16 protein-coding genes, 1 pseudogene and 1 riboswitch are annotated in these 20280 nt (G+C 68.2%); of the genes and pseudogenes, 7 read left to right on the top strand and 10 right to left on the bottom strand.

What is annotated here, in order from left to right:
* The first annotated feature begins 51 nt into the window (after window positions 1-51).
* From ACZ0AE_RS00630 to ACZ0AE_RS00610, 5 genes are all read left to right on the top strand, one after another.
* Window positions 52-1188: a phosphotransferase enzyme family protein gene (locus tag ACZ0AE_RS00630; RefSeq protein WP_463600141.1), complete on the top strand. Its 1137-nt coding sequence runs from the start codon at window positions 52-54 to the stop codon at window positions 1186-1188.
* Window positions 1189-1227: 39 nt separating this feature from the next.
* Window positions 1228-1324, top strand: a riboswitch (TPP riboswitch).
* Between the two features lie 65 nt (window positions 1325-1389).
* A complete protein-coding gene (locus ACZ0AE_RS00625; protein WP_463600140.1) occupies window positions 1390-3561 on the top strand; it encodes a TonB-dependent siderophore receptor in 2172 nt (723 codons plus the stop codon).
* The gene (pnuC, locus tag ACZ0AE_RS00620; protein WP_181406194.1) at window positions 3558-4142 is read left to right on the top strand and encodes a nicotinamide riboside transporter PnuC; all 585 of its coding nucleotides are present in this window, start codon (window positions 3558-3560) and stop codon (window positions 4140-4142) included. Before ACZ0AE_RS00625 ends, pnuC begins: the two co-directional genes overlap by 4 nt.
* A 55-nt stretch (window positions 4143-4197) precedes the next feature.
* Entirely contained in the window at window positions 4198-4671 is a 474-nt protein-coding gene (locus ACZ0AE_RS00615; RefSeq protein ID WP_463600139.1) for a helix-turn-helix transcriptional regulator, read from the top strand.
* Complete coding sequence (locus tag ACZ0AE_RS00610; RefSeq protein ID WP_463600138.1) at window positions 4668-5087, top strand: VOC family protein; 420 nt, start codon at window positions 4668-4670, stop codon at window positions 5085-5087. The genes ACZ0AE_RS00615 and ACZ0AE_RS00610 overlap by 4 nt, the downstream gene beginning before the upstream one ends.
* 19 nt (window positions 5088-5106) lie before the next feature.
* Here the strand turns inward: ACZ0AE_RS00610 and ACZ0AE_RS00605 are convergent, their stop codons facing one another.
* The 7 genes and pseudogenes from ACZ0AE_RS00605 to ACZ0AE_RS00575 form a co-directional block, all read right to left on the bottom strand.
* Window positions 5107-7224 (bottom strand): phosphocholine-specific phospholipase C, encoded by a 2118-nt coding sequence (locus tag ACZ0AE_RS00605; RefSeq protein ID WP_463602042.1) that lies wholly within the window; start codon window positions 7222-7224, stop codon window positions 5107-5109.
* 17 nt (window positions 7225-7241) lie between these two features.
* Window positions 7242-9602: a TonB-dependent receptor gene (locus tag ACZ0AE_RS00600; protein WP_463600137.1), complete on the bottom strand. Its 2361-nt coding sequence runs from the start codon at window positions 9600-9602 to the stop codon at window positions 7242-7244.
* Between the two features lie 74 nt (window positions 9603-9676).
* Complete coding sequence (locus tag ACZ0AE_RS00595) at window positions 9677-10507, bottom strand: carboxylesterase family protein (RefSeq protein WP_463600136.1); 831 nt, start codon at window positions 10505-10507, stop codon at window positions 9677-9679.
* A gap of 200 nt (window positions 10508-10707) precedes the next feature.
* Window positions 10708-11808 carry an efflux RND transporter permease subunit gene (locus ACZ0AE_RS00590; RefSeq protein ID WP_463602041.1) on the bottom strand — a complete coding sequence of 367 codons (1101 nt, stop codon included), beginning with the start codon at window positions 11806-11808 and terminating at the stop codon, window positions 10708-10710.
* Window positions 11726-13786 (bottom strand): annotated as a pseudogene (locus tag ACZ0AE_RS00585) (efflux RND transporter permease subunit); the annotation flags it as partial. The gene ACZ0AE_RS00590 and the pseudogene ACZ0AE_RS00585, both read right to left, overlap by 83 nt.
* Window positions 13783-14883 (bottom strand): efflux RND transporter periplasmic adaptor subunit, encoded by a 1101-nt coding sequence (locus tag ACZ0AE_RS00580; protein ID WP_463600135.1) that lies wholly within the window; start codon window positions 14881-14883, stop codon window positions 13783-13785. The gene ACZ0AE_RS00580 and the pseudogene ACZ0AE_RS00585, both read right to left, overlap by 4 nt.
* Before the next feature lie 50 nt (window positions 14884-14933).
* Entirely contained in the window at window positions 14934-15566 is a 633-nt protein-coding gene (locus ACZ0AE_RS00575) for a TetR/AcrR family transcriptional regulator C-terminal domain-containing protein (RefSeq protein WP_320489973.1), read from the bottom strand.
* A gap of 161 nt (window positions 15567-15727) precedes the next feature.
* On the opposite strand from ACZ0AE_RS00575, the gene ACZ0AE_RS00570 reads away from it, so the two are divergent.
* Together ACZ0AE_RS00570 and ACZ0AE_RS00565 are read left to right on the top strand one after the other, a co-directional pair.
* Window positions 15728-16792, top strand: a complete 1065-nt coding sequence (locus ACZ0AE_RS00570) for a hypothetical protein (protein ID WP_463600134.1) — start codon at window positions 15728-15730, stop codon at window positions 16790-16792.
* A 149-nt stretch (window positions 16793-16941) separates the two neighbouring features.
* The gene (locus tag ACZ0AE_RS00565; protein ID WP_038691260.1) at window positions 16942-17706 is read left to right on the top strand and encodes an EAL domain-containing protein; all 765 of its coding nucleotides are present in this window, start codon (window positions 16942-16944) and stop codon (window positions 17704-17706) included.
* 36 nt (window positions 17707-17742) lie between these two features.
* Here the strand turns inward: ACZ0AE_RS00565 and ACZ0AE_RS00560 are convergent, their stop codons facing one another.
* From ACZ0AE_RS00560 to ACZ0AE_RS00550, 3 genes are all read right to left on the bottom strand, one after another.
* A complete protein-coding gene (locus ACZ0AE_RS00560) occupies window positions 17743-18141 on the bottom strand; it encodes a hypothetical protein (protein ID WP_463600133.1) in 399 nt (132 codons plus the stop codon).
* A 98-nt stretch (window positions 18142-18239) separates the two neighbouring features.
* Window positions 18240-19400, bottom strand: a complete 1161-nt coding sequence (locus ACZ0AE_RS00555) for an IS30 family transposase (RefSeq protein ID WP_463600132.1) — start codon at window positions 19398-19400, stop codon at window positions 18240-18242.
* 103 nt (window positions 19401-19503) lie between these two features.
* Window positions 19504-20250, bottom strand: coding sequence for a DUF6794 domain-containing protein (locus ACZ0AE_RS00550; protein WP_463600131.1), 747 nt, complete (start codon window positions 20248-20250; stop codon window positions 19504-19506).
* Window positions 20251-20280 lie beyond the last annotated feature (30 nt).

Genomic DNA, 20280 nt, shown 5'->3' with positions numbered 1-20280 from the left:
TCGGCTACCCTGTCTGCCCCGCACCCCGACGCACGTTGTGCCTGCTCGCCGATGACCCACACCGCCCACCTCGTGCAAGGCCTGGACAACGACGCCGTGGCCGCCGACTGGCCTGCCATCGATGCGCGCGACGTGGCCTGGCTGCGCGGGCGCTACCCGCAGCTGGGCACGGAGGTCGGCGTGGCCTGGCACAGCCCGCGCCCCCTGTCGGCGGCCGCCCTCCTGGAAAGCGGGCGCGGGCGGGTATTCGTCAAACGCCACCACCACAGCGTGCGCGACGCCGCTTCGCTGGGCGAAGAACACCGCTTCATCGCCCACCTGGCGGCCGCCGGCGTGCCCGTGGTGCAGGTGCTGCGCGATGCCGACGGTGCGACCGCCCCCGAACACGACGGCTGGACCTACGAGCTGCACAGCGTGGGCGACGGCCAGGATCTGTACCGCGATGCGCCGTCCTGGACACCGCTGGCCGACCCCGCCGCCGCACGCGAGGCCGGGCGCATGCTGGCCACCCTGCACCAGGCTTCGGCCGGCTACCACGCGCCCCAGCGCAGCACCCACCTGCTGGTGGCACGCGACGACCTGATCCGCGCCGCCGACCCGCTGGCGACGCTGCAGGCCGACCTGGGCCAGCGCCCCGGCCTGGCCGCCTACCTGGCCCGGCAACACTGGCAGGACGACCTGCAGCGCGCGGTGCTGCCCTGGCACGCCGGCCTGGCCGGGCGCCTGCACGCCGAGCCACGGCTGTGGGCCCACAACGACTGGCACGTGTCCAACCTGCTCTGGCGTGCCGACAGCAACGCCCCGCAGGTGCAGACCGTGTTCGACTTCGGCCTGGCTTCGCCCACCAGCGCGCTGTTCGACCTGGCCACGGCGATCGAACGCAATGCCATTGCCTGGCTGGCGCTGGAGCAGCAGACCGATGCGGCGCGCATCGCCATTGCACTGGCCCTGGTCGAGGGCTACCGGCAGGTGCTGCCGGTGTCGGCCGCGCGGGTGCAGCTGCTGGCCGACCTGCTGCCCATCGTGCACCTGGACTTTGCACTGTCCGAAGTGGAGTACTTCAACGGCATCACCGCCTCGCCGGGCAATGCGGATGTGGCCTATCACACCTTCCTGCTGGGCCACGCGCTGTGGTTCAAGGGCCGCCACGGCCAGGCCCTGCTCCAGGCGCTGCACGCCGCCGCCTGAGCCGTGGCGGGCATCACGGGGCCGTTTGTGGTGAAATGGTCACCGAAGCGGGGGTGCCTGGACAAAACCAGGCTGAGAGAGTCCCTTGGAACCTGATCCGGTTGATACCGGCGTAGGGAGCTTTGTGCAGTGGGCGCAACGACCGGATGGGTCGGTGCGTGCGCGCCGTCGCTTCGTCTCTTCTGGCTGATGACGAATCGAATGAACCGCTGCTATCGCCCTGCCCTGCTGACCGCCGCCCTGTGCGCCGCACTGCCGCTGTATGCCAGCGACGCCGCCCCGGACGCGCCCGACCGTTCCCCGACCGAGCTTGCCGCCGTGCGCGTGCAGGCCCGCCAGCCGGTGGCCGACACCGTGCAGACCACCAGCTTCGGCAGCGGCGACTGGAAGGACACCCCGGCTTCGTTGACCGTGCTCGACCGCGACCTGCTCGACAGCCGCCAGGTGCGCAGCCTGTCCGAACTGGCCCGCAGCGACGCCTCGCTCGGCGACAGCTACGCCCCGGTGGGCTACTACCAGAACATCGCCATCCGCGGCTTCCCGCTGGACACCGGCACCGGTTACCGCTTCAACGGCCTGAGCACCACCGGCGAGCAGCGGCTGGCGCTGGAGAACGTGCAGCGGGTGGAGATCCTGAAGGGCGAAGCCGGCCTTGCCGCCGGCGTGATGGCGCCCGGCGGCATCATCAACTACGTCGGCAAGCGCCCGACCGAGGTCCGCAACGTCACCCTGGGCACCGATTCGGAGGGCTCGCGCTACGCCGCGGTGGATGTCGGCCACTGGCTGACCCCGCGCCTGGGCGTGCGCGTGAACGCGGCGTGGGACGGCAGCGATTCGTATATCGAGCACGCCGAGGGCCGCCGCAATTTCTACTCGCTGGCCACCGACTGGCTGATCAGCGACCGCAGCAAGCTCGAGGTCGATGCCAACTACCAGACCAGCTCGCAGCGCTCGGCCTCCGGCTACCAGCTGCTGGGCGCGCGCGAACTGCCGCGCGGGGTGGACCGCGAGCACATGCTGGGCTACCAGCCGTGGCAGCGGCCGGTGGGCATCGACAGCACCAACATCACCGCACTGCACACCTACCAGTTCAACGCGCAGTGGCAGTCGCGCGTGTCGGCCGGCTACAGCCGCTCGGTGATCGATGACAACGTGGCCTTCGCCTACGGCTGCTACTACGCCGCGCAGTGTGCCGATGGCAGCGTGCCGGGCAACTACTTCGCGCCCAACGGCGACTACGACATCTACGACTACCGCAGCCCCGACGACACCCGCCGCAACCTGGAGGCACGCGCCGAACTGCGCGGCAGCTTCGACACCGGCCGCGTCGGCCACGAACTCACCGTCGGCGCGGACCGCTTCGAGCGCACCATCGACAAGCGCCGCAACGTCAACGAGTACGTCGGCACGGCCAACATCCACGACGCGCAGGTGCCGGTGTTCGCGCCGTCGCCGCTGCAGCCCGGCCCCTCGGTGCGCCGCCTGGACAGCGCGCAGACGGCCGTGTTCGCGATGGACCGCATGCAGTTCGGCGATGCCTGGCAGTGGCTGGCCGGTGGCCGGTTCGTGCGCCTGGATGAGCGCGCGTTCGACAAGCGCGGTAACCCCGAGCGCCGAAGCACGCTGTCGCGCTTCCTGCCGCAGACCGCGCTGGTCTGGAAGGCAACCGAGCAGGTGAATGTTTACGCCAGCTACGTGCGCGGCATTTCGCTGGGCCAGGAAGCCCCGTTCTGGACCTCCAACGACGGCGCGTTCCTGGCGCCGGTGCTGTCGCGGCAGACCGAAGTGGGCATCAAGTACGCCGCCGCCGACGCGCTGACCCTGGGCGCGGCGCTGTTCCGCACCTCGCAGCCGTTCCAGTACGCCAAGCCGGACAGCAGCGACGCCGGCTACACCTTCGTGGCCGAAGGCCAGCAGACCCACACCGGGCTGGAACTGACCGCCAATGGCCGTGTTGCCGACGGCCTGGTGCTCAACGCCAGCGTCAGCGCGCTGCAGGCGCGCGCGCGCAGCAGTGGCACCGCGCTGTATGAAGGCCACCAGCTGGTCAACGTGCCCAAGCTGCGCGCCAGCGTGCATGCCGACTACGCGCTGCCGTTCGCCAGCGGGCTGTCGCTCACCGGCGGCTGGCGCTACGCCTCGGCCAACGCCGCCACGGTGGATGGCAGCGTGCGCGCACCGGCCTACCACGTGGTCGACCTGGGCCTGCGCTTCAAGCACGCGCTGGCCGACCATCCGGTGACCTGGAACCTGTCGGTGGACAACGTGTTCGACCGCTTCTACTGGCGCGATACCGGCAGCACCGCCGGCGACTACTACCTGTTCGCCGGTGCGCCGCGCCAGGCCCGGTTGTCGGTGACGTTCGGGCTATGAACGCGGCGATCCTGGAATGGTCGGCGGTAGCCACCAGCATCCTCGGGGTGTGGTTGATGGCGCGCCGGCGCATGCTGGCCTGGCCGGTGGGGCTGGTGGCGGTGGCACTGTATGCGGTGGTGTTCATCGAGGCCAAGCTGTATTCGGACACGCTGCTGCAGGTCGTGTTCGGCGGCTTCCTGCTGTACGGCTGGCTGAGCTGGCGCCGGCACGCGCAGCAGGACGGTGCGATCGTGATCGCGCCACTGCCGCGCCGGCAGCTGCTGCGCGATCTTGGTCTGGGCGTGGTGTTCGGCATCGCGCTGGGCGCCGCCATGCACACCTGGACCGATGCCGCGCTGCCCTGGCTGGATGCCATGCTCGCCGCGCTGAGCCTGGTGGCGCAGTGGTGGCAGGCACGCCGCCATATCGCCACGTGGTGGCTGTGGATCATCGTCGACGTGGTCTATGTGGGCATGTACCTGGTCAAGTCGCTGGACGTCACCGCCGGGCTGTACCTGGTGTTCGTCGGGCTGGCGGTGATGGGCCTGCGCGCCTGGACGGCAGCAGACGAGGCACCGGGCGCCATGCAGCGCCGCTGACGGCGCCTTGCTGGCGGACGCGCCCGGTCGTAGCATCGCCGGGCGGAGGAAGCCCATGACCCAGAGTCCTGCACTGCTGCGACGCCTGCTGCGGGCCAAGGACCGGATGGACCAGGCACCGCACGAGGCCTGGCCGGTCCGGCGCCTGGCCGCGGTGGGCGCCACCTCCGAGGCGTACTTCGCGCGCCAGTTCCGGCTGGCCTTCGGCCTGCCGCCGCACCGCTACCTGCTGAGCCGCCGCATCGAGCGGGCGGTGGCGCTGTGCCGCGACACCGACCTGCCCATCACCGAGATCGCCTACCAGACCGGTTGGAGCAGTCTGGGCACGTTCGGCCGGGTGTTCCGCGACATCACCGGGCAGTGTCCCGGCGACCTGCGCGGTACGGCACCGGCGCAGGCGTCACCGGGCAGCACCCCCGAGTGCATCCTGCGCGCCGCCCGGCGCCCGGACCTCACCACCTCAGTTTCGGAGAAGCGCCAGCGCGAAGGGGCCGGTACAACAGAGCCTCAACCAACGGAGGTTCCATGACACAGGGTATCGAGGTGGTCGGCGTGTACGTGCGCGACCAGGACGAAGCGGTGGCGTTCTACGTCGACGCGCTGGGGTTCAAGATCCACACCGACGTGCGCAATGGCGCCTACCGGTGGCTGACGGTGCAGCACCCGGACCAGCCCGCGTTCCAGTTGGGCCTGTTCGTGCCGGGTCCGCCGGTGCATGACGCCGCCACCGCGCAGGCCCTGGCGGCACTGGTGGCCAAGGGCGCCATGCCGGCCCTGGTGCTGGCCGTGGACGACTGCCGTGCGGCCTACCAGCGGCTGAGCGCGGCCGGCGTCGAATTCACCCAGGCGCCGGTGGAGCGCTACGGCACGGTGGATGCCGGTTTCCGCGATCCGTCCGGCAACGGCTGGAAGATGATCGAATCGGCCGCCCGCGGTCCCGCCTGACAGCGCACCGGCGTAGCCGTCAGTCCAGCAGCAGGCGCATCGGCTCGGTGCCCATGGCCGGGTCGGTGCTGCCCGAGCGGCCGTCTTCCACGCGCCCCGCAAGACGCTGGGAGGCCCCGGGCTGCTCGACATGCAGGTCGTACCAGCCGCCACTGGCGGCGGCGTCCCAGTGCAGTGCGGTGCGCGCACCGGGCGCCAGCTGCAGCTGCCTGTCCGGGGCGGCATCGACATAGGCCCCCGGGCGCACGCTGACCGCCAGCGCCGCCGTGCCGGGGTTGTGCAGCCACAGCTGCAGGCGGTCGCCGTCGCGGTCGATGCGTGCCTGCAGCGGCGCGGCCGTGCCGGGCTGGCCGCGGTAGTGGCGGTGGAAGCCGTTGGGGCCGAGCAGCCACAGGTCGTAGCCGCGCTGCGCATCCATCGCCCAGCGCGCGTGCTGCGGCATGCCCGGGGCCAGCGTGTAACGGCGCGGGATCGCTCCCAACTGCGTGCGGTCGTAGACGTGCAGTACCGCTGCGGCGCCATCGCAGGCCAGGTCGAGGCGGACGTGGTCGTCGTCCAGCGCGATATCGACCTGCGGGCGATACGGCAGCGCGCGTGCCGGGCGCACCCCGGGTTCCTGCCGTGCCGGCTGCAGGCCCTCGGGCAGCACCGGCACGGTACGGCCCGGCAGGGCCGCCGCGCGTGCGGCCACCGCGGCCGTGGCCGGCAGCGAGGCCACGAAGGGCCGCGTGTCGCGCTGCGAGAAATCGAATGCACCGGTGAGGTCGCCACACACCGCGCGGCGCCACGGCGACAGTTCCGGCGCGGCCACGCCGAAGCGGCGTTCGATCAGGCGGATCACCGAGGTGTGGTCGTACACCTGCGAGTCGACCCAGCCGCCACGGCTCCACGGCGAGATCGCATACAGCGGCACCCGCGGGCCCAGACCGTACGGGCGGCCGCGCAGGTCCAGCGGATCGGCCGTTTCGTTGCCAGGCGACGGATGCTGGTGGTATTCGCCGTCGGTGGACACCGACGATGCACCGGCCCAGCCACCGTCCACCGAGGCATCGCGCGACGGCGGTGCCGGGGGCGGCATGTGGTCGAAGAAGCCGTCGTTCTCGTCGAACATCAGCAACAGCGCGGTGCGGCTCCACACCGCCGGGTCGGCGGTGAGCGCGTCCAGCACGCGCGCGGTGTAGGCCGCGCCCTGGGCCGGGCTGGAGGGGCCGGGGTGCTCGCTGCCGGCGGCATCGGCGATGATGAAGCTGACCTGCGGCAGCTGCCCCTTCAGCACGTCCTCGCGCAGCTGGGCCAGCCCGCGCGTGCTCACCCCACGCGCGCGCAGCGCCGCATCATGCCCCGGCGCGCCGCGCCAGGCCTGGCGGAACGGCGCGAAGCCGGCCAAGGGGTTGTCGGTGAAGTTGTCGGCCATGTCCTGGTAGATCTGCCAGCGCACGCCGGCCTGCTGCAGGCGTTCGACGTAGGTGGTCCAGGTGTACGACGCCGGGTGGCCGCCCAGCTCGGGGAAGTTGTCGTGCGAGTTGGCCACGGCCGGGCCGCCCGCACGGGCGTGCGGGTCGTTGTGGCCGGTCCACAGGAACAGGCGGTTGGGATTGGTGCCGGCCTGCATCGCGCAGTGGTAGGCATCGCACACGGTGAATGCCTCGGCCAGCGCGAACTGGAACGGCATGTCGTCGCGGCGGAAGTAGCCCATCGCGTGGTCCTGCTTGGCAGCCGGCCAGTGCGCCATGCGCCCGTGGTCCCAGGCGCGCTGCGCGTCGGGCCAGGTGTGCGGGGTGCCTTCCACGCGCATCAGGCCGAACTGCGCGGCGGTATCCAGCGCGAACGGCGTGATGCCGCGCGTGCCGGCGGCATTGGGCTGCAGCCACAGCGTGCGCGGCGGCTGCCCGGGCGCCAGCGGTGGGGCCGGCGCGACGAAGCGGTCGCCGAACCCGCGCACACCGGGCAACGTGCCGAAGTAGTGGTCGAACGACCGGTTCTCCTGCATGAACACCACGATGTGCTGCACGTCCTCCAGGCTGCCGCTGCGTGCATGCGGGGCGATCGCCGCCGCCCGCGCGATGCTGGGCAGCAGCGCGGCCACACCGGCCCCCAGGCCGCCCTGCAGCAGGCGGCGGCGTACCGGGTCGGTCAGTGGTGGCCGCGCTGGACTCACAGGTCGACCCGCACCGAGAACCCGACGGTACGCGGCGCGCCGATGAAGGCCGAGTTGCTGCCGTCCACGCCGGCAAGGTACCTGCGGTCGGTGAGGTTGCTCACCACCAGGCTGGCGCCCACGCCCTTGAGCCGGGGCGACAAGCTCTGCAGGTCGAAACCGATGTTGGCATTGAACACCGTGGCCGACGGCAGCTTGGCGGTATTGGACGCATCCAGGTAGCGTTCGCCCAGGTAGCGTCCGGAAATGCCGGCGTTCCAGCTGTCGCCCTGCCAGTCGGCCGATACCACCAGCACGTGCTTGGGCTGGCCGATCACCTGGGCACCGTCGACGATGCCCAGCTCGGTATCGCGCGCGGCATTGCCGCTGCCCAGGTACTTGGAGCGGTTGTAGGTGTAGGCCCCATTGATGCGCCAGCCGTTGTCCCAGCCATAGCCGAGCGCCGCTTCCAGGCCGGTGCTTTCCACGCCACCAAAGTTCTCGTAGACACCATCGGTTTCGTCCAGATAGTCGATACCGTCGGCCAGCCGTGCGGGCAGGTAGACGATGCGGTTGTCGAATTTGATGTTGTACAGGGTCAACGAGCCGGTCAAGGGCCAGCGGCTCACGCGCAGGCCCAGCTCGATGTTGTCGGCGGTTTCCGGTTCGACCCGGGCGAAGCGCTGCGCATCGGTTTCACCGAGCACGCCGGACGGAATGGCGGCGAAGTTCTGCGAGTAGCCGCCAAACAGCTCCAGGCCGTCGACCGGCAACGTCCAGGTGGCACCGGCCGACAGCAGCGGGTCGGACTTGGAATCCGACCGCACGCTTTCGGCATTGCCGATCACGCGGTTGCGCTTCTGGTCGACGAAGAACTGCTTGACGCCCACGCGCGCACTGAACGGACCGAAGCGCGCCACGTCTTCCACGTAGTACATCTGCTCGCTGGTCTTGTAGCGGTCTTCGAACTGCACCCAGTACGGCTGGTGATCGAAGCCGATGTCGGTGCCCACGTTGAGCAGGCGGTGCCAGTCGCGGCGCACGCTGCGGTCGTACTGCTCCACCCACACACCACCGCGCACGGTGTTGTCCACGCTGCCCAGCGTCTGCTTCCATTCCACGTCGGCGGTGGCACCGGCGCGGTCGTTGTCGTAGTGCGAATGGCGGTAGGACTGCACGCCCTGTACGCCGGCGGCGTAGCAGTTGGGGTCGTACTCGGCACTGAAGCCGGCGCGCGGCACGCAGCCGGCGCGCATCTGCGCGGCGCTGCCATCGGGATTGACGAAGTAGAACTGGCCCAGCGCGCTGCCGCCATACACGGTGCTACCGCCCAGGTACTCCGATTCGGGCCGGCCAGCGCCATCGTTGCGTGCCTGCACCAGGTACGGCGGCAGCCAGTCGCCGCGGCCTTCCATCTTGTGCGCGTAGCCGGTCAGCGTGGCCTTGAAGCCGTTGCCGCTGTCGAACGCCCCGCGCAGGTAGCCGAAGGTGTTTTCACGCAGCGCGCGCGAACCGGAGCGGAAGTTCTGGTCCAGGTAGGGAATGCCGGTGAGCGTGCCGGTGAGGCCATCGCGGTCGGGGTTGGTCGCAAAGGCCGCCGGGGTGACGCTGGTGTACTCCGGTTCGTCAGCGTCGTTGTAGGAGGCGTAGCCACTGAGCGTCCAGCGGTCGAGCTCGGTCACGAACTTCGCGGCCAGGTTGTCGTTGCTGACATGGCCGGTGCCGTCGATCCAGTCATTCACGCGCGCCGAGGACGCGCTCACCCAGGCGCGGGTATGTCCACCGAGCAGGCCGGTGTCGTAGCGCACATAGTACTTGCGCGCGTCGTGGTCGCCGCCACCGACCACCATGCGCAGCCGCTGTTCGGCCAGCGGGTCGCTGGTGAGGAAGTTCAGGGTGCCGCCCAGCGCCTCGTTGGACCGCGAGGAAATATCGGCGGTGCCCTGGCTCACCTCGACGGTCTCCAGATCCAGGGTGTCGATGTAGCGGTTGGCCAGCGAGCCGCCACCATAGCCGGAGCCACCGTTGGGCAGGCCGTCGATGGTGGTGCCGATCTGCTGCGTGTCGCGGTTGGTCACAAAGCCGCGCATGCTGATCTGCGTGCCCCATACCGACGAGCCGGTGGCATCGGCTTCGCTCACCACCACGCCCGGCAGTTCATTGAGCGCGTTGTTGACGCTGCTGATGACCTGCTGGCGGTTGAGGGTTTCCTGGCTCACCGTGGTCGTGGCGTAGCTGGTGGCCTGGCCGATCACCTGTACCTGGTCCAGCGTGCGTGCATCGTCGGCAGGTGCAGGTTCGGCGGCCATGGCCTGGACGGCAGCGGTGAGCAACACAGCAAGCAGGGAAACACGGGGGGCGTGGCCGGAAGCGCGCATGGGTCGACGGGGTAGTGGAGGACCGGCGGAGTATTGGTGCCCGCAGTGACTTCCCCATGACATTACGCTTGCAGTTAGCGCGGCGGCATTTGTTTCTGTTGGAACAACCAGTCGCGCCACCACGTGCCCGGCACGATGTCGGCGGGCGGTTGATGGGCCAGGCCGGGGTACTCGCGGAGCACGGCCTGACCACCGCGCGCGTGCAGCGTACGTACGAAACGTCGATCAGCCGTGATCGGATTCTCGTCGTCTGTATCGCCGTGCATCGCCAGCACCGGCACGTGGGTGTACGCCGATGCGGCACTGTCGGGCGGGGCGATGCCGGCGATGGACACGATCGCCGCGAACTGGCCCGGTGCCAGCGTCGGCGACAGCCACGCGGCCGAGCCGCCCATCGAGAATCCCACGGCGTAGATGCGCGAGGTGTCGATCGGATGCGTTGCCGCCACGTGCCGCGCCAACGCCAGGGCCGCGTGCATTTGCGGTGCCGCCGTGGCGGCCTGGTCCGCAGCGGCAGGGCCGTAGTTGGCGCTGCGCCCGGCGAACTGCGGCACCAGGACGTATGCAGGGTAGCGTTCGCGCGTGGCAGGCATCGCCCAGCTTCTGGCAAGGCGATCCAGCTGCGCGGCGTTGTCGGTACCGATGCCACCGGAGCCGTGGAACTGCAGCACCAGGGGATACCGCTGGCCCGCGCGCACGTGGCGCGGCGGCAGGATCCGGTACGGCAGCACCGTGCCGTCGGCGGCAGTGAAGCTGCTCCGTGCGAACAATTCGGCATCCACCGTGGCCACGGCATCGGCCGCCAGTGGGCCAACGCCCGTCACCGGTGCATTCGTCGCCGATGCAGGCGCACAGGCGGCGAGCGCCAGACACATCAGCAGGGCAACAGGGGGACGCAGAGGCATGGCGGGCAACCGGTCGGAACGTGCACGCAGTGTATCGGCGCGGCAGGGGCGGGCGCGCTGCGCCCGCCACGGTATTTCCGCATGCCACCTATGCATTGTGCTCATACCACCGCCGCCGGGTGGGCGCGCTTACTCGCCTGGGCTGCATCGGCATGAACGGGGTGATCGAAGCGGACCGCGCAGCCACCCATGGGGTGGCTCTACTCCGTGTGCCCGGCCACCGCATGCGATGAGCGACGACGGAACTTGCGCGACAGCCATTCGCCCAGGTCATCCATCACCGTGAACGCAGCCGGGATCACGATCAGGCTGAGCAGCGTGGAGGTGATCAGACCGCCGATCACCGCAATCGCCATCGGCGCGCGGAAGCTCGAATCGCCGGCGAAGCCCAGCGCGATCGGCATCATGCCGGCGCCCATCGCCAGGGTGGTCATGATGATCGGCTGGGCGCGCTTGCGGCACGCATCGATCAGCGCATCGTGCTGGCTCATGCCGTGTTCGTCTTCAGCGATCACCGCGTAGTCGACCAGCAGGATCGAGTTCTTGGTGGCGATGCCGATCAGCATCAACAAGCCGATCAGCGCCGGCAGCGACAGCATGTTCTGGGTGATCAGCAGCGCGCCGAACGCACCACCGGCACACAGCGGCACCGCCGCCAGGATGGTGACCGGCATCAGCGCATGGTTGAACAGCAGCAACAGCACCATGTAGATGCAGATCAACCCGGCCGCCATGGCCAGCATGAAGCCGATGAACAGTTCGACGAACACCTCGGCATCGCCGGTGTTGAGGAAACTCACCCCCGGCGGCAACTGCTTCACGCTGGGCAGCGCCTGCACCTGGGTCATCACCTCGCCCAGCGGGCGGCCGTTGAGTTCGGCGGTGAGGGTGACGTTGCGCTGGCGCTGGTACCGCGAGATCTGCGAGGGGCCGCTGCCCTGCTGGATGTCGGCCACGGCGGCCAGCGGCACCGGGCCGTTGCGGCCGGGCACGCGCAGCTGCCCGATCAACGCCGGGTTGGCCAGCGTGGCCTCGGCAAAGCCCACCCGGATCGGCACCTGGCGATCGGGCAGGTTGAGCTTGGCCAGGCGCTGTTCGTAGTCGCCGGCGGTGGCGATGCGCGCCGCTTCGGCGATGTCGGCCGTGGCCAGCGCCAAGGTCGGCCGCACGCGCCGCGTTGGGCACGATCTGCACTTCCGGGCGCAGCAACGAGGCGGTGGAGGTGACGCTGCCCAGCCCCTGGATGCCGCGCAGGTCACGCTCCAGTGCGGTGGATGCGTCCTGCAGGCGCTGCGGATCATCGCCGGACAGCACCAGCTGCAGCAGGTTGCCCGGCTCGGAACTGACGTAGCTCACGCGTACGCCGGGCAGGTTGGCCAGGCGGGCGCGCGCGTCGCGTTCCAGCACGCGCTGGTCACGGTCGCGGGTGTCGGTGGTGCCCCAGTCGAGCACCAGCGTGGCCTTGCGTGCCTCGCCCACACCAGTCGCGCTGGGGTCCCCGAGGTCAAGCACGCTGCCTACGGCGGTGTAGACCTGCTTCAGCTCGGGCATGTCCTTGAGCAGCGCGCGTGCCTGTTCGGCCACGGCCACGGTGTCCTGCAGGCGCGTGCCCGGCGGCAGTTCCAGGCTCAGGTTGCTGCGGCCCAGGTCGGACTGCGGAATGAAGGTGGCCGGGATGAACGGCACCAGCGCCAGCGAGGCCACGAACAGGCCGGTGGCCAGCCACAGCGTGCGGCCGCGGTGGCGCAGGGCGGCGTCCACCCAGCCCAGGTACCAGACCATCAGCCTGGAATCGGGCTTCTCTTCGCCGTGGGGCTTGAGCAGGTAGGCCGCCATCATCGGAGTGAGCAGGCGCGCCACCAGCAGCGAGAACAGCACGGCGGTGGCCGCGGTCCAGCCGAACTCGCGGAAGAACTTGCCGGCGATGCCGGGCATGAACGCCACCGGCACGAACACCGCCGCCAGGGTCAGCGAGGTGGCGATCACCGCGTTGCCGATCTCGCCGGCGGCCTCGCGCGCCGCTTCCAGCGGGGGCTTGCCCATGCGCAAATGGCGCACGATGTTCTCGATCTCCACGATCGCATCGTCGACCAGGATGCCGACCACCACCGACAACGCCAGCAGCGTGATCATGTTGAGGGTGAAGCCGAAGAAGTACATCACCGCGAAGGTGGGGATGATCGACAGCGGCAACGCCAGCGCGGCCACCCAGGTGGCGCGCCAGTCGCGCAGGAACAACCACACCACCAGCAGCGCCAGCAGCGCGCCTTCGTAGAGCATGGTCATCGACGAATCGTAGGACCGGTGGGTCTCGTCGATGGCGGTGGTGACCAGGCGGAAATCGATGCCGGGATGGGCGGCCTTGATGGTGTCGAGCGCGGCGTGCACGCCCGCCTCCACCTTCACTTCGCTGGAGCCGCGTGTGCGCGACATCGAGAACGCCACCACCTCGCCGCCATCGAGCAGCGCCGCTTCGGTGGGGTCGGCGGCGGCATCGGTAACCGTGGCCAGCGTGGACAGGCGCACCGCGCGGCCGTCGGGCAGCGCGATGGAGTAGTCGCGCAGGGCCTGCGCGTTGCCCACGGTACCCAGCGTACGGATGGTCTGCTGCGCGCCTTCGATCTCGGCCTTGCCGCCGGCACGCTCCACCTGGATGCGGGCCAGCTGCTGTGAGACGTCGCCGGCGGTGATGCCCATGGCGATCAACGCATTGGGGTCCAGGTCCACCCGCACCTGGCGCTGCACGCCGCCCACGCGGGTCACCCGGGCCACGCCCGGTACGCCGTACATGGCGCGCGACACGTCGCGGTCGACGAACCAGCTGGCCTCGTCGGGGGTCATGTGCGGGGCCACCAGGGCGTAGGTCATCAGCGAGCCGCCGATGTCCACCTTGGAGATCACCGGTTCCTGGATGTCCTGCGGCAGGTCGGTGCGGATGCGGGTGACCGCATCGCGCGTGTCGTCCAGCGCGGTGGCCAGGTCGGCCTCGAGCTGGAATTCGATGGTGGTGGTGCTGACGCCTTCGCTGACCGAGGAGATCACGCGCTTGACGTTGTTGACCGTGGCCACCGAGTCCTCGACCTTGCGGGTGACTTCCGCTTCCAGCTGGCTGGGCGACGCACCGGGCTGGGTGACGGTGACAGTGGTCATCGGGAAGGCGATGTCCGGGAAGCGCGCCACCGGCAGCTGATAGAAGCCCCACAGGCCGGCCACGCACAGCACGAAGAAGATCAGCAGTGCGGGCAATGGGCGCTTGATTGCCCAGGCGGAGATGTTCATCGGGCGGCGGCCTTGGTGTTGGTCACCACGCGCACGCGGTCGCCCTCGCCCAGGAAGCCGGCGCCGTCCACCACGACGCGATCACCGGCCTTGAGGCCTTCCAGGATCGCGGTGTGGCCGTTGACGGCCTGGCCGGTGCGCACGCGGTGACGGGTGGCCTGCTGCTTGTCGTTCACGCTGAAGACGTAGCTGTGGCCATCGCGCTGCACGATCGCCGCGGTCGGAATGGTGAGCACCTGGCCGTCGCCGGTGACGATGCGGCCTTCCACGTAGATGCCCGGCTTGAGCGGCTCCGGCGTGGGCAGGTCGGCGTACAGGGTGCCGGTGCGGGTCTGTGCATCCACCCCGGGGCTCACGGCACGGATGCGGCCGCGTACCACCTGGCCGGCATAGGGCAGTTCCACGGTGTTGCCCACCACCACGTCGGCCAGCTGGTTCTCCGGCAGTTCGGCGCGCCACTCCAGGCGGCCATCGCGGATCAGCCGCAGCAGCTCGGTACCGGCCGAGACCACCTGGCCGGGCTGCACCAGGCGCTTGGAGATCAACCCGTCGGCCGGCGCGCGCAGGTCGGCGAAGTCGCGCCGCAGCTGGGCGGCATCGCGGGACGCGCGCGCGGTGGCGGTCTGCGCCTCCGCATTGATGCGGGCAGCGCGCAGTTCGTCCAGGCTGCTGGCGCTGATCAACTGCTGCGCCGCCAGTTTCTCGCTGCGCTGGTAGTTCAGCCGCGCCAGCTCCTGCGACGCCTGCGCCTGGCGCAGCGACGCGTCGGCCTGGGCCAGTTCACTGTCCAGGGTGCGGTGGTCGAGCTGCAGCAGCACCTGGCCCTTCTTGACCCACTGGCCCACGTCCACCGGCAACGCGGTGACGCGCTGGCCGCTGATTTCCACGCCCAGCTGCATCTCTTCGTAGGCGCTGACCGGCCCGGACACCAGCACCGTGCGCGCCATGCTCTGCTGCTGGGCGGTGGCCAGCGACACCGGCAACGCCGAGGACTCGGCGGTGGCCTCGGCCGACGGGGTGTCGTCCTTGCCGCCACAGGCGCTGAGCAGCGCGGCAACCAGGATCAGGGAGGAGCAGCGGAGAATTCGGTCACGCATCGGTGGGGCTTCCGTGTCGGAGCAGCGGGAACAGCGGGGAAACAGCGGGATCAGGGGGTAGCGGCCAGGCGCAGTGCGATGCCGTCCAGCATCAGCCCCAGCCCCTGTTCGAAGCGCGCGTCGAAATCGACCTCGCTCCACACCTCGCGGGCAGACCAGCAATGCGGGAAACGTTGCTCGGCCAATGCCATGAACGTCTCACCGAGCGCTTCCATGCTGCCGTCGCCGGGCCAGGACTGCTCTTCAATCACAAAGCCCATCGTGTAGTACACCAGGTCCATCGCGGTGGTCGCGGCGAAGCGCGCCGGCAACCCGGCGCCGACCAGCGCGGCCAGGCTGGCCTCGCCCACCCGCAGCACGTTCTCGGTGGCGAGGAAGGTGCCGGCATACACCCGCGCGCCGTCGCGACGGGCCTTGAACGCCAGGCGGAACTCGCGCGCGATCTGCAGCAGGGTCTGCCGCCAGGGCTGGCCGGCGGGGATGTCACGGGCGACGTCGCAGATCATCGCGTCGGCCATGGCGTCGATCAGCGCCTGCTTGCTCTTGAAGTGCCAGTACAGCGACGGCGCTCGGATGCCCAGCGAGCAGGCCACTTTGCGCAGCGTGATGCCTTCCAGGCCAGCTTCATCGAGGATCCGGAAAGCGGCCTCGACGATGTTCTCGCGGGCAATGGGTTGGCGCACGAAGGGACCTGGACTAACGCTGTTAGGGGGCGAATCTAACAGTGTTAGGGAGTGCCCCGCAAGGCCCTCGCCCCCTGCGCCGACTCAAGTTTTCCGCCAGGGTGCCGATGGAGCGGCGCAGATGGCGCATGAGGCGCCTGAATATTCATGGAGATGTACCGATGACCCTTCGCGTTGCCGCGTTCGTTCTTTGCCTGGCCCTTTCAGCGACCGCGCTGGCCGATTCCGCGCCGGTCGTGGCCGCGCCTGACGCAGCGGGGCCCGCCCCATCGTCGGCCGCGGCACTGCAGCAACAGGCACGGGTGCGCCTTTTTGGCAGCAACCTGGTGCGGCTGTCGTTGCGCGCCAATGCCCTTGAGCAGGGCGGCAAGGCCGAGATGGTCAGCGTGGAGGGCAGGAGCGCTGGTAGCGTCACGCCGATCGGCGCCCTGTTTTCGATGGCGCGCAAGAACGACAACGTGACCATCGGCATGCCGGCCTCATTCGCCACCCGCACCTTGAACGAGAACACCCGCTTCGGTGCCAAGCCGTTCTACCACGAGGTCGCGGTGGAACCTGGCCAACACGTGACGATCTCGGCCAATTTCGAGGGCCCCAACCGACGCTGCATTCCGGTGGCCGCCGCTGGTCAGTCGCGCGATGCGCTGCGCTACATCGGTGGCCCCTGGGTGTCCTTCACGGCCGAACCGGGTACGGACTATGAAGTGTCCTTCGGCACCGACGGTCAAGGCTGCGGCATCACGGCCCGTCAGCTGCTGGCCGACGGCAGCGCCACCCCACTGCGCGGCGAACGGCAGCGGCAGCGCTCGCCGCAGACCGGCAAGGTGGACGGTGCGCACCTGTACACGTTCCTGTTCCGGCCCGGCAGCGTGTACTACCGGGTGACCGGCGAGTCCGCCAACCTGGAACTGCAGTCCGACGCCGCCGCCCACGCCGATGCGTTCGAAGGCGCGATGCGCGAGATCGCCACGCGCCCCGGCACGCAGATGTGCATCGTCGCCCCGGGGTTCGACTACACCAGCCCGTTGTTCGACCGGCTCAAACGCGTCCTCGACGAGCAGGCCAAGGACTTCCCGGCCATCGTCGAACCGATCGACAGCATGCGTACTGCGCAACAGACCGAAGAGCACGTGCCGACCACGTTCATGGCCGCGGCGGAGTATTGCCAGGTGGCTGCGCTGGTGGCGTTCCTGCGCAAGGAGCCGGGTGCGGCGGAGGCGCTGTAGCCTCGGGAGACCGCTTCCGGCCAGAAGCGAAGGGTACTGCCCGGGTGCCCGTTGGCGGCCATTGGCCGCGGCGGCGCAGGCGACGTCCACATGGCCGTGATGGGCGTCGACTATTCTGGTTTCCTCCATCCGAACACGGGATCAGGCGCATGCCTTCCACCAATATGCGTGCTGGCTGTGCCCTATGCCGCGATGCCGAGCCGCTGCAGTTCGACTTCAGTTACGCATTCCAGCCCATCGTCGATGTGCATGCGCGCGAGGTGTTCGCGCATGAAGCGCTGGTACGCGGTCCGGCCGGCGAACCCGCGAGCTGGGTGCTGTCGCGTGTCACGGCGGATAACCGCTATTCGTTCGACCAGGCCTGCCGTGAGAAGGCGATCCGGATCGCTGCATCGTTGGATCTGCGATCCCATCTCTCCATCAATTTCCTGCCCAATGCGATCTACCGGCCCGAGGTGTGCATACGCTCCACGCTTCAGGCAGCGGAACGGTATGGCTTTCCGGTTGAGCGGATCATCTTTGAGACCGTCGAGGGAGAGCAGGTCAGCGATGGAAAGTGGTTGGCGGAGATCCTGAGCGAGTACAAACGCATCGGCTTCAAGACGGCCATTGATGATTTCGGCGCCGGTTTCGCCGGCCTGAATCTGCTGGCCGACTTCCAGCCGGACATGGTCAAGCTGGACATGGCGTTGATCCGCGGAATCGACCACAGCCCGCCGCGTCGCGCGATCGTGGCCGGCGTGGTGTCCATGTGTGAGCAACTGTCTATTGGCGTAATTGCCGAAGGCATAGAGACCCGCGATGAAGCGCACTGCCTGTCCGATCTCGGCATCCGCCTGATGCAAGGCTATTGGTTCGGCCGGCCGCAGTTCGAGAGCGCTGCATGCGAGGCGGACATACCCTGGGCGATATGAGAGGCGCGTTCGCGTTCGGCCAGAAGCGGTCGTTGCTCAAAGATCCGCAGCGTCTTCGTCGAGCGCACAATCCTTCATATCCTCAATCACCCGCGCCTTGACGAAATCGAACACGTCTTCGTAGGCGTCGCAGACGATGTTCCATATCCTGGGCGATGGCTGGCTGCTGTCGGCAAAAACCGGATGGAAGTACACAACCCGATCAGTGATGCGGCCATCAACAATCAATAGACCCGCGAAGTCGTCGCGATCTTGCCGGGCAGCAAAAACAAAGACCTCTTCGCCGCTTACGTCCTCGCGCTGGAAAGCGCGGGAAGCGAATGCAAAATCAGAGGCGTCGGACAAAAAATGCCATGGCGTGAACCGGGTCAGCCCCTGACTTAGAAACCAACGAAGGGCGTTTGGCCATGCCGGATCGATCTTGCTGGGTTCCATGAATTTACAAGTCCATGCGTGCGTTCTGGATCGGAAGCGGACACTACCACGGGCGCAACGACCCCGCCCCGGCGGGGTGTCTGCTTCCGGCCTTGGATTCAACCGATCGACGCAACGGTTCGTCGGTATCGCTCGACGGGTGTTTCGTAGCCTAACGTCTTGCGGGGCCGCTCGTTCAGTTGGCGGGCAACTGCATCAAGCTGAGCTTGAGAGATATTGGCAAGGCTGACGCCCTTAGGGAAGTACTGTCGCAGTAGTCCGTTGGTGTTCTCATTGGTGCCGCGTTGCCAGGGATGGTGTGGGTCGCAGAAGTAGACTTGGATGTCGGTGGCGAGCGTAAAGCGGCGATGCGCCGCCATCTCTTTGCCGCGATCCCAAGTCAGAGATCGGTACAGTTCCCGAGGCAGGCGGCGGGCACTTTTGATCAGCGCATTCACCACGGTCTCAGAGTCCTTTCCGTCAACTTTGACCAGCATGACGTAACGGGTTTTGCGCTCCACGAGCGTCGCAATCTGGCTATCGCGGTCACCAAATAGCAGGTCGCCCTCCCAGTGGTCAGGTACTGCCCGGTCCTCAACCGAAGGCGGACGCTCACTGATGGAGATCGTGTCTTTGATCCTGCCGTGATCAGCTGTTTTCTGTGTGTGATGCCGTGAGCGGCGCATGGCACGAGTCCGCCGTAGGTGCGCCAACAGCTCCTGCTTCAGGGCTCCTCGGGACTGGATGTAGAGCGTTCGGTAGATTGTCTCGTGAGACACCTGGCGGCTCGTATCTTCAGGATTGGTGCGTTTCAACCAACCGGACACCTGCTGTGGTGACCATTGCTGCTTCAGCTTTGCTGCCACTCTCATCGCAAGCGCTCGATGCAAGCCGAGCTTACAGAGCTTGGGGCGTCGCGCACGCTGCCAGGCACGCTGATCAGCCAGATTCGCTCGATAGCCATTGACCCCATCGTTGCGGTGTAGCTCGCGACTTATGGTCGACGGGGCCCGTCCGAGCGAGCTCGCAATGGCACGCATGGACTTCCCAACAGCCACACCCCGGGAGATTTCTTCACGCTCCGCCAAGCTTAATACGCGCTCTGATCGGCGGCGTGGGACTGGCTGGATACCTCCGGACTCGGACAGAACCGAGCGAACCGAGCTATGGTGACGGTCAAATAGAGTTGCAATCTTGTGCAGCGATTCGCCTCGTCGCCATCGCTCCCACATCAGAGCCTTCTGGGCGTCGCTGTAGTAGATCCTTGGCCTGCGCTCCATCTGCAACACTCCTGCTGCCGGTAAGCAGTCTTCAGTGTGTTGCGTCGACCGGTTGAATCCAAGGCCAGAAGCAGACCTTGGCACACGCGCTACGCGTCCCGTGTCAGCCAGTGGACGCCTTGTGTTCGGGTTCAAAGTGCATCGGACGCTCGGGCCACGCGCACGCCTGGTTGAACGTGAGCTCCAGATTGGGCGGCGCATGGCGAGGAGTAAGCGCGTTTCGGAACCCGAGCCACATCAGCACGACGTCCAGCGGCTCCTCATGCTCGAACTCCGCGCGCACGAAGCAGTGGCGGTTCACCTCGCCCACGGGCACGATGCGCAACTGGGTCGGGCAGCCCGGTGGGGCCGCGTCGGCCACCTGGCGATCGATCTGCGCCTGAATGGCATCCAGCATGTCGCCCACGGTGAGCAGATACCAACCCGTCGTATCGATTCGGATCGTGTGCACCGTTGCGAACTGGCATTGCAGGGACGCACGTAGCGCAGGATCGGTTTGCGCCTGCACTCTGTCCCACAGTCCATGGAGGATGACGACCGAGCACCCCTCCGCATCGTCAGTTCCGCAGGACGTGAGCAGGGCCTGGTTGCCACCCCACACGCCGAACTCGTTGCGCACGCCGGTTCCGTATCCCATGTAAAGCTGGCTGAGGACACTGGCCTTTGGGTTTCGTCGCATCCAATCGATGTCATCGGCGGACAGTTCGCCCAGAAGTCGGTCGACCGCTTCGTCAACCGTGCCAGGCAACGAGGCGCTCGCCGGCGCGTCAGGCGCGCGCGGCGTGCACGCGACAAGCGCCAGCGAAAGCACCGCGATCGCCCGAAACCCCGTTTTGCGCATGCCTTTCATCGGTGTGGTTGCCTGATGCCGGCCTTGGAA

Source organism: Stenotrophomonas sp. AC248 (assembly GCF_979258185.1).
Note: the sequence above shows the minus strand (reverse complement) of the source record. Positions and strands in the feature narration are given on the sequence as shown.